General features: G+C 43.9%; 11 protein-coding genes. 4 read left to right on the plus strand and 7 right to left on the minus strand.

Annotated features, from left to right (window positions below):
* Position 1: 1 nt before the first annotated feature.
* Positions 2-3,163, minus strand: a complete 3,162-nt coding sequence (locus GVN16_RS18050) for a SusC/RagA family TonB-linked outer membrane protein (protein ID WP_166565323.1) — start codon at positions 3,161-3,163, stop codon at positions 2-4.
* Between the two features lie 138 nt (positions 3,164-3,301).
* Between GVN16_RS18050 and GVN16_RS18055 the strand changes: the two genes are divergently transcribed.
* Positions 3,302-4,183 carry a helix-turn-helix transcriptional regulator gene (locus GVN16_RS18055; protein WP_166565324.1) on the plus strand — a complete coding sequence of 294 codons (882 nt, stop codon included), beginning with the start codon at positions 3,302-3,304 and terminating at the stop codon, positions 4,181-4,183.
* Position 4,184: 1 nt separating this feature from the next.
* Positions 4,185-5,705 carry a gluconokinase gene (locus GVN16_RS18060; protein ID WP_166565325.1) on the plus strand — a complete coding sequence of 507 codons (1,521 nt, stop codon included), beginning with the start codon at positions 4,185-4,187 and terminating at the stop codon, positions 5,703-5,705.
* Between the two features lie 33 nt (positions 5,706-5,738).
* Here GVN16_RS18060 and GVN16_RS18065 read toward each other — a convergent pair whose 3' ends face one another.
* On the minus strand, positions 5,739-5,981 hold the full coding sequence (locus GVN16_RS18065; RefSeq protein WP_166565326.1) for a hypothetical protein: 243 nt from the start codon (positions 5,979-5,981) through the stop codon (positions 5,739-5,741).
* 63 nt (positions 5,982-6,044) lie between these two features.
* On the opposite strand from GVN16_RS18065, the gene GVN16_RS18070 reads away from it, so the two are divergent.
* Complete coding sequence (locus GVN16_RS18070; RefSeq protein ID WP_166565327.1) at positions 6,045-7,028, plus strand: tetratricopeptide repeat protein; 984 nt, start codon at positions 6,045-6,047, stop codon at positions 7,026-7,028.
* 37 nt (positions 7,029-7,065) lie between these two features.
* Here the strand turns inward: GVN16_RS18070 and GVN16_RS18075 are convergent, their stop codons facing one another.
* The 3 genes from GVN16_RS18075 to GVN16_RS18085 all read right to left on the minus strand — a co-directional run bounded on the left by GVN16_RS18075 (position 7,066) and on the right by GVN16_RS18085 (position 13,130).
* A complete protein-coding gene (locus GVN16_RS18075) occupies positions 7,066-9,108 on the minus strand; it encodes a M3 family metallopeptidase (RefSeq protein ID WP_166565328.1) in 2,043 nt (680 codons plus the stop codon).
* A 296-nt stretch (positions 9,109-9,404) separates the two neighbouring features.
* Positions 9,405-11,378, minus strand: coding sequence for a plastocyanin/azurin family copper-binding protein (locus GVN16_RS18080; RefSeq protein WP_229244228.1), 1,974 nt, complete (start codon positions 11,376-11,378; stop codon positions 9,405-9,407).
* A 36-nt stretch (positions 11,379-11,414) separates the two neighbouring features.
* A complete protein-coding gene (locus GVN16_RS18085) occupies positions 11,415-13,130 on the minus strand; it encodes a hypothetical protein (RefSeq protein ID WP_166565330.1) in 1,716 nt (571 codons plus the stop codon).
* 127 nt (positions 13,131-13,257) lie between these two features.
* Between GVN16_RS18085 and GVN16_RS18090 the strand changes: the two genes are divergently transcribed.
* Positions 13,258-14,157: a sugar phosphate nucleotidyltransferase gene (locus tag GVN16_RS18090; RefSeq protein WP_166565331.1), complete on the plus strand. Its 900-nt coding sequence runs from the start codon at positions 13,258-13,260 to the stop codon at positions 14,155-14,157.
* A gap of 31 nt (positions 14,158-14,188) precedes the next feature.
* Here GVN16_RS18090 and GVN16_RS18095 read toward each other — a convergent pair whose 3' ends face one another.
* The gene (locus tag GVN16_RS18095) at positions 14,189-15,202 is read right to left on the minus strand and encodes a Gfo/Idh/MocA family oxidoreductase (RefSeq protein ID WP_166565332.1); all 1,014 of its coding nucleotides are present in this window, start codon (positions 15,200-15,202) and stop codon (positions 14,189-14,191) included.
* Between the two features lie 9 nt (positions 15,203-15,211).
* A complete protein-coding gene (locus GVN16_RS18100) occupies positions 15,212-16,420 on the minus strand; it encodes an acyl-CoA dehydrogenase family protein (RefSeq protein WP_166565333.1) in 1,209 nt (402 codons plus the stop codon).
* Positions 16,421-16,426: the final 6 nt, after the last annotated feature.

Here is a 16,426-nt window from a genome sequence, read left to right on the forward strand (position 1 = left end):
ATTAGAATTTAACATTTAAATTGAAGCCTAAACTGCGGGTGGTCGGAAGGCCCGTAGATTCCATACCTACGAGGTTATCAGAACTGTACCCGAATGATTCAGGGTCAATGTTATCCACCCATTTCTTCAACATTAAAACATTGTTGGCTACGAAGCTGAGTTTAACGCCTTTGATCGCGGATTTGGCCGGAAGGAATTTGCCGAAATCATATCCTGCGGTAATCTGACGAAGTTTCCAGTACCCGCCGTTGTAAATTACCGGTTCCACAAGGGCAAGTGACCTGACCACCGACCAGTAGTCCTGCACTGCCGCTTTAGCAGCATTTACTTCGCCTTTTTCATTTACACCGACACCCACAACCCCGCCTTCGCGGCCTTCAAGTGTCGCCTGGTGCAATCCGTGTCTGTAGAGGTTAAAGTTTGTACCGGAAAGCATCTTGTTGCCCAATTTAAAGTCTACTAAAGCAGACAGAGAGATGCCTTTGTAAACAAAGGTATTGTTGATCCCTCCTACCCATTTAGGCAAGGCACTTCCGAAAGAGATGAGGTCGGTGGTTCTTAAAGGAATACCGTTGCCGCCGAAAATCTTTCTGCCCTGATCGTCTCTTTTGTAACCAAAACCATAGATCTGGCCCATTTCCTGACCTACTACCTGTCTTAGTTCACCGTTGAAAACGTGCGTTCCGACAGTAATTCTTTCGCCCGGAGTGTCGGTTAGCAGGCTTAATACTTTAGTGATGTTATAAGAGCCGTTGAAGCTGATATCCCACTGGAAATCCCTGGTCTTAACCGGAACAAAGTTGATCAGCATTTCCATACCCTGGTTTCTGCTTTTACCGCTGTTGATCAGCGTGGTAATGAAGCCGGAAGCATCCGAAATCTGGGCAGATACGATCTGGTCAGTCGTAATTTTCCTGTAAACGGCTGCGTCGATGGTTACCCTGCTGTTAAACAATCTAAGGTCAATACCGATTTCAGATTCCGCTGTTCTCATAGGTCTCAGGCCCGCATTCGGAACAGTGGTTCCCTGAGGTCCGCCGACCGGCTGTGCAGCTCCGGCAGGATTAGGGAATAAGTTGGCATTGATACCATAGAAAAGATTGTTGGCATAAGGGCTCACGTCGGTATCGCTACCCACTTGTGCATAAGCTGCCCTGATCTTACCGAAAGACAACCATTCAGGCGTAGAATCAAACGCCTGGGAGAAAACAAAACTACCGGAAACAGACGGATACAAAATGCTTCTGTTCTCAGGAGATAGTGTTGAGAACCAGTCGTTTCTGGCGGTTACGTTTAAGAAAAGGAAGTTTTTGTAAGAAAACTCTCCCGAACCGTAAACGGAGTTAACCGCCCTTTCAGACAAGCCGTAAAGCGGATCCTTTACCCTGCCGTTCATCACGGTGTAAAGGCCGCGTACAACAAAATCAGTTACCTGTACACTGTTGAGGTCCGATCTTCTGTACATCTGGTTACCACCCAAGTTGAAGTCAAAGCCGAAATCACCGAATTTCTGTGTTCCGGAAATCAGGATGTCGGTGTTGGTTTCTCTGAATCTTCTCGATTCCTGGGTGTACATACCGTTCACAAAACCTGCAGGAGCAGCTGCCAGAGAGGCGTGGCCTGTAGGGAAGTTGTTATAATCCTGGTCTCTTGACCAGTAATCCTGTCCTACCCTGACCTGGGCAAATAACCACGGCAAAATGTTGTATTTCGCTGATAGGTTACCAAAGATCCTGTCGCGTCTGATGTTCTGAAACTGTTCCGCGATTACCCAGTAAGGGTTGGTACGGTTCATAAATCTCGAATAAACATACTCATTGCCGGCCGCATTGTATTTTTTCTGATCAAGCAGGTCCAGCGGCATAGAATTGGCCATGTTGGCAATAGACGTGGGAATCGAGTTGTCCTGGTTGGCTATGTTCGGCGGGTTTTTGTTGTACTCGTTAGAATAGTTGATGTTACCCGAAAAACTCAGTTTTTTGGATAAATCGTAGCCAAAGCCTAAGTTAATAGTCTTTCTGTTAAAGGTATTGTTAGACACAACCCCTTTGTTGTCCATGTTTGAAATAGACAGGTTAAATCCTCCTTTTTCTGTGGCTGACGAAAGGCTGATGGTGTTCGTAAAGTTGGAACCGTTTCTGTAAAATTTCTTAATGCGGTCATATACAGGTTCATACGGCACTGAAACACCGTCAAAAAGCACCTGGGTCATGCCCGGCTGGAATTTCTCTCCGAACGACCACTGACCTGAAGTCGGATTGGGTGTCGTAGGTCTTATCCCGTTCTCACCCTGTCCGTAAACGTATTGGTAATCTGTGAAGTCAAGCGGGGTTTCGTTCGTAAAGTTCGTATTATAACTTACGCCTATTCCTTTGCTGGTTCCTCTTGATTTTGTGGTGATCATCAATACACCGTCTTTCGCCCTTGATCCGTAAAGGGCCGCGGCCGTAGCTCCTTTCAAAATCGTCATGCTTTCAATGTCATCAGGGTTGATGCTCGAAAGCCCGTCACCACCATCAGAGGTATTACCGCCGCCTCTCACGCCAATGGAGTTATCTGCTCCGGCATTATTGGGATTGGTTCCGAAGTTCGTATTATCAATAGGAACACCATTGATTACGATTAAAGGGTTGTTCTGACCCGAGATGGACGACTGACCCCTGATCCTGATTTTTGACGTTCCTGCAGGACCGGTACCCATGCCTGAGATGTTGACACCCGCAATTTTACCTTGCAGGGTATTCACAAAATTCGGCGATCTGTTTTCTGTGATCTGCTCAGCACTCACGGTCGTCGTCGAATAGCCCAGTTTCTTTGCATCCTTTTTGATACCCAATGCGGTGACCACGACCTCGTCAAGGTTTTGAGCGTCTTCATCCAGACTTACATTCAGAATGGTCTGATTGGCCAGTTTTATCTCTGAGGTCTTGTATCCCAGATAGCTGAAAACGAGGACGGCTCCCGGGCTGGCATTGATACTGAATTTTCCATCGGTATCAGAGGTTGTACCTGTGAAGGTGCCTTTGACGGTGACTGAGACGCCCGGGATGGTTGCATTATCTTTCGATGAACTGATCGTTCCTTTGATGTTTTGTGCCATGGCTGCCCCGGACAAAACACAAAAAGTCAGAAAAACATAAAAAGATTGTAGTTTTTGCTTCATAGTTAACGCTGGTTTTGGTTATTTTACTTAATCTTTCAAAAATCTAGAATTATTTCTATAAAAACTTTCATTATTTTACGGTGAATGATTTTGTAAAAATGATTCCCGGATCATTTGCCATATTAAACCCCTTAATGGATGTCATCATTTACTCTGAATAAAGAAAAATCGGCTGAATTGCAGGCTTTTCCTTATATTATTGAGTTTGAGAGGGTCAAAAACTCCTCCATGAAACACCGTTGCTTCGAGGTAGAAAAGGTGAAGTATTTTTCAATTTATTTTTTCCTGGAGGGAAAATTTGAATGGATGGTCAATGATGCCATGCAGCACTTTTTCCCGAATGACGTCCTGATAGCCAAACCCAACGAAACACTGGGCAACAGGGAGGGTATGCTGGAAGTAGGATTGTTTTATAAACTCTCCCTTGAAATTGAAAATTTTGATGAAGATGATGATTTTACCTTCGGAAAATGGACCAAACTGGCAGAGTCTGACATGAAGATCATCTGCAAGCTGCTGGCCCTTAAAAAACCGCTGATATTACAGGATTTCAGAAAGGGAATCGAGCTTTTTCAGAGCCTGGAATATGAACTGATGAATGAAGAAATCGGGTATATAGTCAGGGTCAACTCGATTATTGAAGAAATGATCATTAAATCGGCCAGGGCGGTCAGCAAACAGGAAAGCCACCGCTTTGATTTCCAGAAAATGTTTCAGAAACTTGACCTGATGCTCAGGGAAAACCTGTCACATCACTGGACTGTCGGTGAGATGGCCGGCGTGGTGGGTCTGGGTAATACCGCCTTTACGGAAAAACTGAAATACTATTCCGGTTTTTCGCCTTTAAACTACCTCATCAATTTAAGGATTTCAGAATCGATCAGGCTCCTCAAAACCACCAATATTTCAATGACGGAAATAGCTTTGGAAACAGGATTTTACTCCTCACAGCATTTTTCAACGACCTTTAAAAAACTAACCGGGTATTCCCCTAAAATTTACAGAAAAAACAGTTTGTGATATGGAATGTGTAATTACGATTGAAATTGGAACATCTGCGGCTAAGGTCGTGGCTTTTGATTACCACGGCAACGAGATTGTGTATAAAAAAGGTTCTTACCCGACATTTCACCCACAGCCGGACTTTAGTGAGCAGGATCCTGAACAGGTATTTATTACGGTACTTTTTGTGCTTAAGAGCATTCTTAACGATCCGGCATTCAATAAAAAATACGTGGTTACTTCCATTTGTCTGAGTTCGGCGATGCACAGCGTTTTGCCGGTCGATAACAAGGGTGTACCGCTTGGAAACGCCATTATCTGGGCTGACAACCGGGCCGATGAAATTGCCAACGAACTTAAAAACTCATCCGTCGGCAAGCAGATTTACCAGAATACGGGAACACCGATTCATGCGATGTCTCCCCTCGCTAAAATCACCTGGATTAAAAGACAGGACCCCAAAAGATTTGAAAAGACTTCCAGGTTCATTTCGCTCAAGGAATATTTTATTTTCCAGCTCACCGGCGAATACATGATTGACTACAGTCTGGCGTCGGCTACAGGTTTTTTCAATTTCAATACGCTCGCCTGGGAAGAAGAATCGCTGAAGTTTGCGGGCGTGGATAAAAGCTATTTCTCGACCCCCGTCCCTATTTTTGATTCTTCGCTGAAAATCAAGGATACATTTATCAAGTCGCTGAGGCTCCTGCCCAATACCCGGCTGATCATCGGAAGTACAGACGGCTGCCTGGCCACCCTGAGCTCAGGAGTGCTGAATGACAGGCAGGCCACCATCTCCATCACCTCAAGCGGAGCGGTAAGGACTGTAGGAAAAGAATGCCTGACAGATGAAAAAGGCCAGTTTTTTAATTATTTGCTGGATAAGAATTTCTTTATTTCCGGCGGACCTACCAACAACGGTGGTGTGGCCTTTGAATGGGCAACCCGGCTGCTTGGCTATGTGGATGTCACCAACGAATTTGAAAGTTCATTCAATAAAATCCTGAACGAAGTGTCAAAAGTAAAACCCGGATCTGAAGGGGTGTTGTTTTTGCCCTATTTATTGGGAGAGCGGTCGCCGATCTGGAATTCGGATGCCAGAGGCATGTTTTTCGGTCTGAATATCACGCACGAACCCAAGCATCTGATCAGGGCTACCATCGAAGGGATCATTTTTGAAATCCTGAGTATCGGCAATGCCATCCGCAAATACCGCAGTTTTGACTATCTGCATGTGACGGGAAGCTATGCTACGCACCCTTTCTGGGCACAATTGATTTCTGATATATTCGGGATGACCGTTTCGGTGAGCAACTACAGGCAAAGCTCCAACCTGGGGGCTGCCATGGTGGCTTTGACTTCTATGGGGGTGTATGACAACCTGGAATCAGCCGGCGACCTGGTCATCAAAGGAATAGACCTGCATCCTTCTATGGACAACAACAAAGTCTATGACAAATACCATAGGATTTTCGAAAGCCTGACCCAGAAACTCGGGGATGAATTTCACGAGATATCGAAATTGCAGAATAACGACTGATAAAAAAAGCTCCGGTAAGGAGCTTTTTTGTTTTTAATCAATGACGTCGATGATCATTTCGAAGTCGTCCTGCATTTCTTTGAACCTGTTGACTACTTTAAGGTAAAAAGTATCTCCCAGCATTTCTTCAATATCTTCTTCTCCCGACACATCCAATTCAGAAACTTTATATATTTGCTCGTACATTCCGGCCTCGAACTTAATGATGAACTTATTATTGAATGAATAAAGCGAGGTTTTGCAATAATCATTCGGGATGTCTTTAACGTATCTCATGTTGTTTGTTGATTAATAATTTTCTGAATAATGAAAAAAACTGTGCTTTATTGTTTAATTCTCATGACAATTTTTGCTTGCAAAAGTAAAGAAAAAAGTGAATCCGCAGAATTCTTTAAGCGTGCAAATTACCATTTTAAAAAGAATGAACTGGATAAAGCCCTTTCTTTTTTTAATGAAGCCATTGAAAAAACACCTGATTTTTCGGATGCCTATAATAACCGGGGCGTGCTTTACCTGAGGCTCGACCAGCTGAAAGAAGCACAGGCAGATTTTGAAAAAGCCCTGCAAATCGACCCTGATTTTACACAGGCCCGGTTTAACCTGGCCAAGTTGTACAGCGAGATCGGGAAAACAGAAGAAAGTAATGCCCTTTTCAGTGAAATCGCTAAGGATTATAAAGACTCATCGGATTATCATAACTTTTACGGACAGAATTTCGTGCGGATGAATAAAACGACGGAGGCCCTGGAGTCACTGAACAAATCGATTCAGCTCAATCCGAAAAATGTGGAAGCCCTGACAAACATCGGTTATGTTTATTTTCTGCAAAATGACCTGAAAATATCCAAAGAATACCTGAACAAGGCCCTGGCCATCAAACCGGGTTTCGGATTTGCCCTGAATAACCTCGCCGTGATATCCGAAAAAGAAAATGACCTTAAAAAAGCGATCGATCTTGGCAAAAAAGCTTTATTGAGCGATCCCACCTCGATCATCTATCTGAACAACCTGACTTTGTTCTCATTTATTGATAACGACCTTAAAGCAGGAAATGAGTACCTGCAGCAGGCCCTCAAGATTGATGATAAAAACCCTTACACCCGCAGAAACGAAGCTATAAGTAGCTTTTTGTCAGGGGATTATCAGAAATCGAAGATTATACTGACAGAAATTGAAGATAAAAACCCTGAAGTGGATTATGTTTATTTCTACCTGGGACTGGTTTCTCAGAAACTCAATGAAAAAGATCAGGCTTGTAAGTTTTTCAGTACGGGTCAGAAGTTAAAAGATGGAAAATCAGCAGATTATCTCAAAGGATGTTAAAAATATAAGCCGGTAGTTTGCTACCGGCTTAAAATACTCAGTTATTTTCCAGCAAGCCGGACCGTTTAAACATGGCCTCTGCTTTCGGGGCTCTTCCTCTGAACTTCCTGTACAGCTCCATCGGTTTCTCGCTTCCGCCTTTTGATAAGATATTGTCTCTGAATGATTCAGCTACTTCTTTGTTGAAAATTCCTTTTTCTTTAAACAACTCAAAAGCATCTGCATCCAGCACCTCCGACCACTTGTAACTATAATACCCGGCAGAATATCCGCCCGAGAAAATATGACTGAAGGCCGTGCTGACAGAAATACCCTCTACTTTCGGATAAACGGCGGCTCCAGTGTCATTTTTAGCTTCAAATTCTTCAATGCTTTCATTATCTGGTGCTTTGCTGTGCCATTTCATGTCAATGGTACCCAGGCCCAACTGCCTGATGTTGCCAAGACCGGCCATAAAATTAGAGCTGTCCTTTATTTTCCGGATGTACTCATCAGGAATGAGCTCACCTGTTTCGTAATGTCTGGCAAAAAGCTTCAGTACTTCGGGCTCAGCTGCAAAATTTTCCATGATCTGGCTCGGAAGCTCCACAAAATCCCAGGCTACACTTGTGCCTGACAGCGAAGAATACTTGCCTTTGGCCAGCATAGCGTGCAACGCATGGCCGAATTCATGGAACAATGTCGTCACTTCATTGAAAGTCAGTAAAGAAGGTTTGGTTTCTGTCGGACGCGAAAAATTGCAGACATTGACCACATGCGGACGAAACTCCACCCCGTTCTCTATCCATTGACTCTGAATCGTATTGTTCCAGGCTCCTGCCCTTTTACCGGTCCGCGGGAAATAGTCTCCGTACCAAACCGACAATAATTCTCCGTTTTCATCAAAAACTTCGAAGGCTTTTACTTCATCATGCCAGCCGGCGATATCCGGATTTTCTTTGAAAGTAATGCCATAAAGCTTGTCTGCCAGTGTAAATATGCCTTCTAAAACGTTTTCCAGCTTAAAATACGGCTTCAATAACTCGTCATTGATGGCAAATTTCTCTTTTTTGAGTTTTTCGGAATAGTACGAAACATCCCATCTCTGAAGTTTTTCGTCCTGAAAGCCATTATTTCGAGCGTATATGGTCAGTTCATCCAGTTCTTTGGCTGCAGCCGGTTCGGCATATTGCCTGATATCGGCCAGAAAATCCTCAACGATCTTCACTGAATCAGCCATTCTTTCTTCCAGGATATAATCAGCCCAGGTTTTATAACCCAACAGCCTGGCTTTTTCATATCTCAGTTTTACGATCTGATATACATTTTCCTGGTTGTCATTCTTATTCCCCAGGTATCCCCTTGAATTAAAAGCCATGAAAAGTTCTTTTCTCAGCTCTCTGTTTTCAGCATACTGCATAAAAGGCAGATAGCTCGGAGCCTGCAGCGTTATGATCCAGCCTTCTTTCTGCTGGCTGGCTGCTGTAGCTTTTGCTGCCTCTTTTGCAAAGTCAGGTAAACCCGTTAAATCGCTTTCCTGTGTAATATGAAGGGCATATTCGTTGGTTTCATGTAGCACATTTTCAGAAAAACTGATGGACAGCTGAGAAAGTTCTTTATTGATTTCCCTGAATCTTTCCTTGTCTTTTTCATCAAGATTGGCCCCGTTTCTGGCAAAACCCTTGTAAGTGTTATCGAGGAGCATTTTACTTTCCTGGTCAAGTTTGAGATGATCCATTTGTTCCCAAACGGCCTTCACCCTCTTAAAAAGCTCAGGGTTAAGAGAAATGTCGTTCGAAAACTCTGTCAGCAGTGGAGAGGCTTCTCTCACATTGTTCTGAATTTCAGGACTGGTTTCGGCACCGTTCAGATGAAAAAGGATGTGACTGACTTTGTTTAGCAGCTGCCCCGAATGCTCCAAAGCCAGGATCGTATTCTCAAAATCAGGCTGATCAGTGTTATTGACAATGGTTTCTATTTCCTTCTTACCTTCTTCTATCGCCATTTTAATAGCAGGAATGAAATGTTCGGGTTTGATTTTGTCGTAAGGGGCGGTTTGATGTAAAGTATCAAAGGAGTTTAAAAGAGGATTATCAGACATAATTTCTGTTTTTTGTCAAAGGCAAGCTTCATGCTCACCGGGATTATTTTTATGGATAACATTAAAAGTCCGGATAATAGTTTTGATCCGGGCAACAATAATTCAGGACGTGAAAATAAGTCTTACTTTGAAATTTCCCTGTTTCCGGACCAGGGAAACATAAAAATTCTGATTCCGTATGAAATGAAATATCCAATAAAGCTGCAATAAATTCTCATATTGTAAATAAAATGCGAAAAAAAAGCCGGAAAAGGAGAATTTCCTGATCCGGCTTCATCATAGGTTAGTGTATTAAATTATCTGACTCTGATGGTTCCCTGCATTAAAGTGTAGTGGCCCGGGAATGTACAAACAAAAGTGTAATTTCCAGGCTTCGACGGAGCCGTGAAATAGATCGTCTCAGAAGTCTCAGGTTCAAGAATCGCAGAATGGAACAAAACTTCTTCCAGATCCGGAACATAGTTTTTAGTGGCTCCTTCCAGTCCCAGTTCAAAAGCCGCCATACCTACTTTATCCACCGTACCCGGTTTAAGGATCAGTAAATTATGAAGCATATCGTCGTTGTTGTTAAACTGCAACCTGATCTTTGCTCCTGCTTTTACCTGTATTTTATCGATATCAAATTTTAAACCCGGTTTTGTACCGATTTTGATGGTCTGATCAACGACACCATTCCACTCAGCCGGCATCACCACGATTCTTTTGGCAGAATTGGCTGCTTTGGCGTCTGTTTTGGGCATATTGGCATGCTGGCTGTGATCCACAGCAGCTACTTTTTCTTTTACGGCATATTTTACAACATCCAGTTTCGGAGCCACAGTGCTGATCTGGTTCAGGGTATAGTACCCTACATTGTGCAGCAACGGCTGGTTGGCCTTGTTCTGAACACCTTCCAGTTTGAACTCATGGATGTAGCCCAGACGAAGTGAATCCATTACTAATCTTGCACTTAAACCGTCTTCGGCTACCTGGATGGCCTTGATTTTCAATTTCATGGAATTGATGATCGGGCTTCCGTAAAAATGATGATACTTGTAAGTGAAGCTGTTCAGTTCATAACTTTCAGGGTTAAGGGCCGTTTCTTTGTTGACTTCCTGGGTAAATTCCAGGAGGAAACCATCCGGCATCGATTTGATCGTTTTGATCTCGAAAGGCGTTTTGCCTGTCCAGGCCAGTCTCTGCAGGCCAAACTTGTCTTTACCGGTAGAAGACCATCCGCGACTGGTCATCCCGACAAACATGGATCCGTCAATACCCCATTTCATTCTCAGGATACCCGAACTGAAACCTTCTCTGAACGGGAAACAAGCTCCCTGGTACACACCATTTACTTTTTCAAGGTACATTCTCATGATCTTGCTGTGTCCCTGGTCGCCGACAAACATTTGTCCATCAAAAGGTCCGAATTTACCGTCATTGCCGCTTTCGATGATGTCTGAAAGTGAAATTCCCATCAATGTATGCGGGAACCACACTGCAGGAGGCTTGATGCCCGGTACTCTTTTGGCTACATCATAAAGCGGTTCGCCCGTATCCGGAATATCGCTTACTTTCAGTTTCACCGGTGAGCCTTCTTCGCCTGACCACAACAAACCTGATGGGTTTCCGGCAAAATCACCTTTTTCAAGATGGGTAATACGGCCTGAACCTACCCAGTCACCCTGGTTTTCAGTGTAAAAAATATCTCCGGCTTTGTTGAGTCCGAATCCTGCAGGCGAACGAAGTCCTGTAGCCCACGGCGTCATTTTACCGTCCGGGGTCATTCTCAGCATCCAGCCTCTCCATTTTGATAAACTGGCTCCTCTTCCGATCCAGTCAAGGTTCAGCGTAAAAATCATATCGCCATCCGGCATTTCCAGCGGTCCGTAAGAATACTGGTGGTAGTTACCCGATAAAGGCCATTTGTAGAAAGTCTGGTATTCATCTGTGATGTTGTCGCCGTTCAGGTCATTCAGAATGGTAACTTCACCCCTTTGGGTTACCCAAAGCTTGTTTTTCAGGTAGTTTAGACCCAGAGCTTCATGTAATCCTTCTGCGATTTTTTTGTAGCTCGGCATGCTGTTATTCAGCATATAAGGGTTTTTGATCATCCAGACATCACCTCTCCTGGTCGATGCCGCCAGGTTTCCTTCCGGAAGAATGGCCAGCCCGCCCACTTCAAGCTCAAGGCCCTCAGGTGAAGGAATAGTGATGATCTTATAGAAATCGTCTTCTGTCAAAGGCCTGTTCTGTGCTGAAGCCACTCCGCCGAAAAGCAGAATGCCCGCCATAAATCCCTTTATTAAAGTTCTTTTTTGCATAATATATTACCAGATAATAGAATAATTCAATTGTTTATTAAGGCCAGTCACCAGTTGTTTCGATTTTCCGGCAGAGATAATTTCCGGCTTCAGTTTCGGATCTGTTTTGATGTAATGATCATCGACCTGGTACAAGCCGTTTTCAATTTTCACAATTTCCTGTCCCTGGTCAAGCAAAATAGAAAAACCATTGTAGTCAGAGGCATTGACGGATACATTCAGGTCAGAACCACTCGGTGTATATTCAAGGCTAAAGGTGCTGTTTTTCCATTTATAGTTGAATTTCGGCAGGCCCTGGTCATTCAGCGAATAGCTGGTATTGATAAATTCCCTGTAAACATCTACGGAATCAAGCGGCGAACCTCCGTTGGCATAAAAAGGCACTCTGCCCGACAATTCTGTTTTTAATCCTATCGGTTTGATTACCTGCGGTTCTCCCCTGTCCAGCCACATGTCGGTCACATTGGCAAATTCCCCTCTCCAGGCGTATAAAAGAGCAGCGTTGTCAAGGTCAAAAGTGTAGTGAACCTGCTGAGGAGTTCCCACAGAAATCACCTTCGTTCTTTTTTTGTCTTTGAAAAATACAAATGATCTTATGAGCTGGGCTTTGTCACCGGAAGGTTCTGCAAAAACACCGCCTTTCATTTCAGGCAAAGGAAGCGAGCTGGACACATGTAAGGCATAAGGCCTGATTTTGCCGCTTGAAACGAACAAGCCCATGGCCGGTCTCCAGAAAATAGTCTGATATTGGTATTCAAAATCATGTTCTCCGGCAGTCAGATCAATCATTCCTGTCATCGGTTCCCTGTAAGTCCATTCTTTTGAACCCGTCACCTGTTTTCCGTCGATCTTCAGATATCCTGCACCCTGGTAATCCATCGTGAACGCATATTTACCGGCTTCATCTACCTTCAGTTTACCTTTAAAGTTGATGATATAACGATTGTAGTCATTAGGCACGTCATAACTCAGCACCGGTGTTTTGCCGCTTACCGGAGGAGTGGCTTTGGCTTCGAATGAACGGTCAAAACCATTGGTTTCCTGAAGGGTATAGCTCAGTTCACTCAGTGAAACCGGTTTGTTATTACCAAACTGAAGATATTCGAAATCTTTGACGGCAAAAAAGCCCTGCTGGTTATCAAAAGTGAATTTGTCATTTACAGAAGAAGCCTTTTGGTTACTGATAAATACGTTCTCATGAATAGTGAGGCCGTTCAGGACCAGCTTTTCGATTACTGTCGACTCACTGGCAGTTTTTGCCGGTGAATATACCAGTTCGAGTGTCTGCCATAGCCCTACCGATTTACCCGCGTCAGCCAGCGGCGTGATTATTTTTCCGTTGTCAATGCTGATGCTGCCGGTCACACCGCTTGTCTTACCTGTATTCTCAAGTAAAACAGCGATTCCGTTTCCGAGATTGAAACGGGTATCTGCCCCCGCTCCCAAAACAAATCTGAATTTCAACTTGATATCCTGCGTTGCGAGACCAGAGGAAAGCACACCTGAACTTGCTTTGGCAACAAGAATACCATTACCTGGCGTAATGACACTTTTTTTAGTGTTCAAGGGGTTGAGAACAACATTCCCTGCTGTCTCCCATTTAGAGCCTTGTATCTGCCAGTTCTCCTGAGGTAGCTTTTGCATAGGAAAGTCAGAACCTTCCTGAGCAAAAACGCTCACACTGAAAAGAATGCAAATGCTTGCAAAAATTGATTTGATCATTAAAGTTATAGTTTTTATTTATTTTGTTCAAAAATAATAATAATTGTTAAATGTACACTTAAAAATTAAAACTTTTTGATTCGAACATAATCTTTAATTTTGCGAATCATTTTTTTAATACTATTCAATGAAACCAACACTATTGATCCTGGCTGCAGGAATGGGCAGCAGATATGGCGGAATTAAACAACTGGACGGCTTCGGGCCAAACGGTGAAACCATTATAGATTACTCACTTTATGATGCCATACGTGCCGGTTTCGGCAAGGTGGTGTTTATCATCAGGGAAGAGCTGAAGCAGGATTTTCAGGACCTTTTCGGGCCTAAGCTCGACGGTAAAATTGATTACGATTTTGCGATCCAGGGTTTTGGTTCTTATGTTCCGGCAGACCTGGGTGTAGTAGAAAGAAGCAAGCCATGGGGAACGGGTCACGCTGTTTTGTGTGCCTGGGATCAGACAAAGGCTCCGTTTGCGGTCATCAATGCCGATGATTTTTACGGATATGAGGCTTTTAAAACGATGGCTGATTTCCTTTCTTCCAACACCGATGAAACAGTACACGCCATGATCGGTTACCAGATTAAGAACACCTTGTCTGAAAACGGTTCTGTGTCAAGAGGCGTCTGCGTTACGAATGACAACGACTTCCTGATCACGGTGACAGAAAGAACCCAGATCATCAGGAAAGAAGGTGGTCAGATTGTGTTCATAGAAGGTGAAGAAGAGACTATTTTGGGAGAAAATACGCCTGTTTCAATGAATTTCTGGGGCTTTATGCCTTCAGTTTTCCCTGAGATCAAGCAATTGTTTGAAACGTATGCCAGGGAGAATTACAATGCTCCCAAAGCTGAATTTTATATTCCCCGCGTGATGAGCCACCTGATTGAGTCGGATAAAGGGCAGTGCAAGGTTTTTGAGAGTGAAGCGGAATGGTTCGGGGTGACTTATCCTGAAGATAAGCCAACCGTCTCCCAATCCATTGAAAATCTTGTGAATTCCGGAAAATATCCAAATGAACTCTGGTAATTCTTCGCTAATTAAAGTCTCGTGATATTTTTTACGAGACTTTACTTTTTATCTGTTCAATGACCTCGATTTGGGTCAATATCTGCTCAGGTTGTATGATCAGTTCGTTTTTGCCATAAATTACGAAAGCCAGGTTATCGTACAGCTGGTTCCATTCTCCTGCAATCGTCTCCACCCTTCCATAGTATTCAAGGCCTCCTATTTCGGTTCTTAAGTGCCCGTCAAACTGACTTTCTTCTTTTCCGAAGCCTTCCTGATCAGGTGTCATACCTGCTTTCAGCTGATCTTCCTGCACATCCAGGCCATATTTGATGAATGAACCCTTTGTTCCGTTTACCACATACTTAGGAACCTGTTCTTTGATCATCAGGCTTGATTTTAAAGTCACCCTCAGGTTTTTATAGTTTAGTCTCAGGTCAAAAGCATCGTCGATTTCCGAACCGGCCCTTTCTATAAACACTTCGCCTTCAGCTCCTTCAGGTTTGCCGAAAAGGTAGATGGCCTGATCGATCAGGTGTGAGCCAAGATCATATAAAACGCCGCTGCCGGGAGCTACGGTTTCTTTCCATTTTTTAGGATTAAGAATCGGCTTAAAGCGGTCAAAATGAGCCTCATACGACAATATTTCTCCCAAAACACCGGATTCAATGACTTTCTTAACGGTCATAAAATCACCGTCAAAGCGTCTGTTCTGAAACACACACATCACCAGGCCCTTTGATTTCGCAATCTCAATCAGGTCTCTGGCTTCAGCGGCTGTTGAAGTCATCGGCTTCTCCAGGAGGATGTGTTTGCCTGCCAGCAGGCACTTTTTAGCGTATTCATAGTGTGTGGGATTGGGCGAAGCGATGGAAATGAGATGAATTTCCGGATCATTGATCAGTTCGTCCAGGCTTTCCGCTTTTTTGGTATCAGGAAATATGTATTTGGGTATTTCCTGAGACGTCACCAGCGACTTCAAAACGAAATTACGGTTAGACATAAAAAACGGTGCCTGAAGAAATCTTCCGGACAATCCGAAACCAACTAAACCTACATTAATCATAAGGATATATTATTTAAATGCTTGAATTCCAGTTATTTCATTCCCTAATATCAGCAAATGTATGTCATGTGTACCTTCGTAAGTGACTACCGATTCGAGGTTCATCAGATGCCTCATGACCGGGTAATCTCCCGAAATGCCGTTTCCTCCGAGTATCTGACGGGCTTCGCGGGCTATTTTCAGGGCCGTTTCCACATTATTTCTTTTCGCCATGGATATCTGGGCAGTGGTGGCTTTGCCTTCGTTCTTTAAGGTGCCTAATCTCCAGCTTACCAGCTGTGCTTTGGTGATTTCGGTGAGCATCTCCGCCAGCTTCTTTTGGGTGAGCTGAAAGGCCGCAATGGGCTTTCCGAACTGAATTCTTTCCAAAGCATACCTCCTGGCGGCTTCGTAGCAATCCATCGCCGCTCCCAAAGCACCCCAGGATATACCGTAACGGGCGTTATCGAGGCATTTCATGGGTGATTTCAGGCCGTCGGCCAGGGGAAGCAGGTTTTCTTTCGGTATTTTCACATTATTAAAGACCAGTTCACCGGTGATGCTGGTCCTGAGAGACCATTTATGGTGTATTTCAGGTGCTGAGAAGCCCTCCATACCTTTTTCGAGGATGAGCCCTTTGATTCTACCCTCTGCATTTCTGGCCCACACGACTGCAATATCGGCCACCGGGGCATTGGAAATCCACATTTTAGATCCGTTCAGTACAAAATGGTCTTCTTCTTCCTTAAAATGAGACAACATTCCGCTGGGATTGGACCCATGATCGGGTTCTGTCAGACCAAAACAACCCAGAAGCTCGCCTGAGGCCAGTTTGGGCAGGTATTTTAGTTTCTGAGCTTCTGATCCAAACTCAAAAATGGGAAACATGACCAGCGAACCCTGCACAGAGGCCGTAGACCGCATGCCTGAGTCCCCCCTTTCGATTTCCTGCATCATGAGGCCATAGGCAATATAGTCAAGTCCTTGACTACCATAGGTTTGTGGAATAGTAGGACCAAAAACGCCCATTTCTCCCATTTTACGTACGATGTAGTAAGGAAACTCTGCCTTCTGAGCCGCATCTTCAATGATGGGGGAAATTTCCTTCTTAACAAAATCACGTACCGCCGACCTGATCATCTTATGCTCTTCAGACAAAAGGTCGTCTAAAGCATACAGATCAGGAGATTCAAAAGTATCCTGTACAGATGACCTTTTAAAATCGTCGGGAGAGCTCATATGATT

The sequence above is a fragment of the Emticicia sp. CRIBPO genome (assembly GCF_009905725.1).
GTDB lineage: Bacteria > Bacteroidota > Bacteroidia > Cytophagales > Spirosomataceae > Leadbetterella.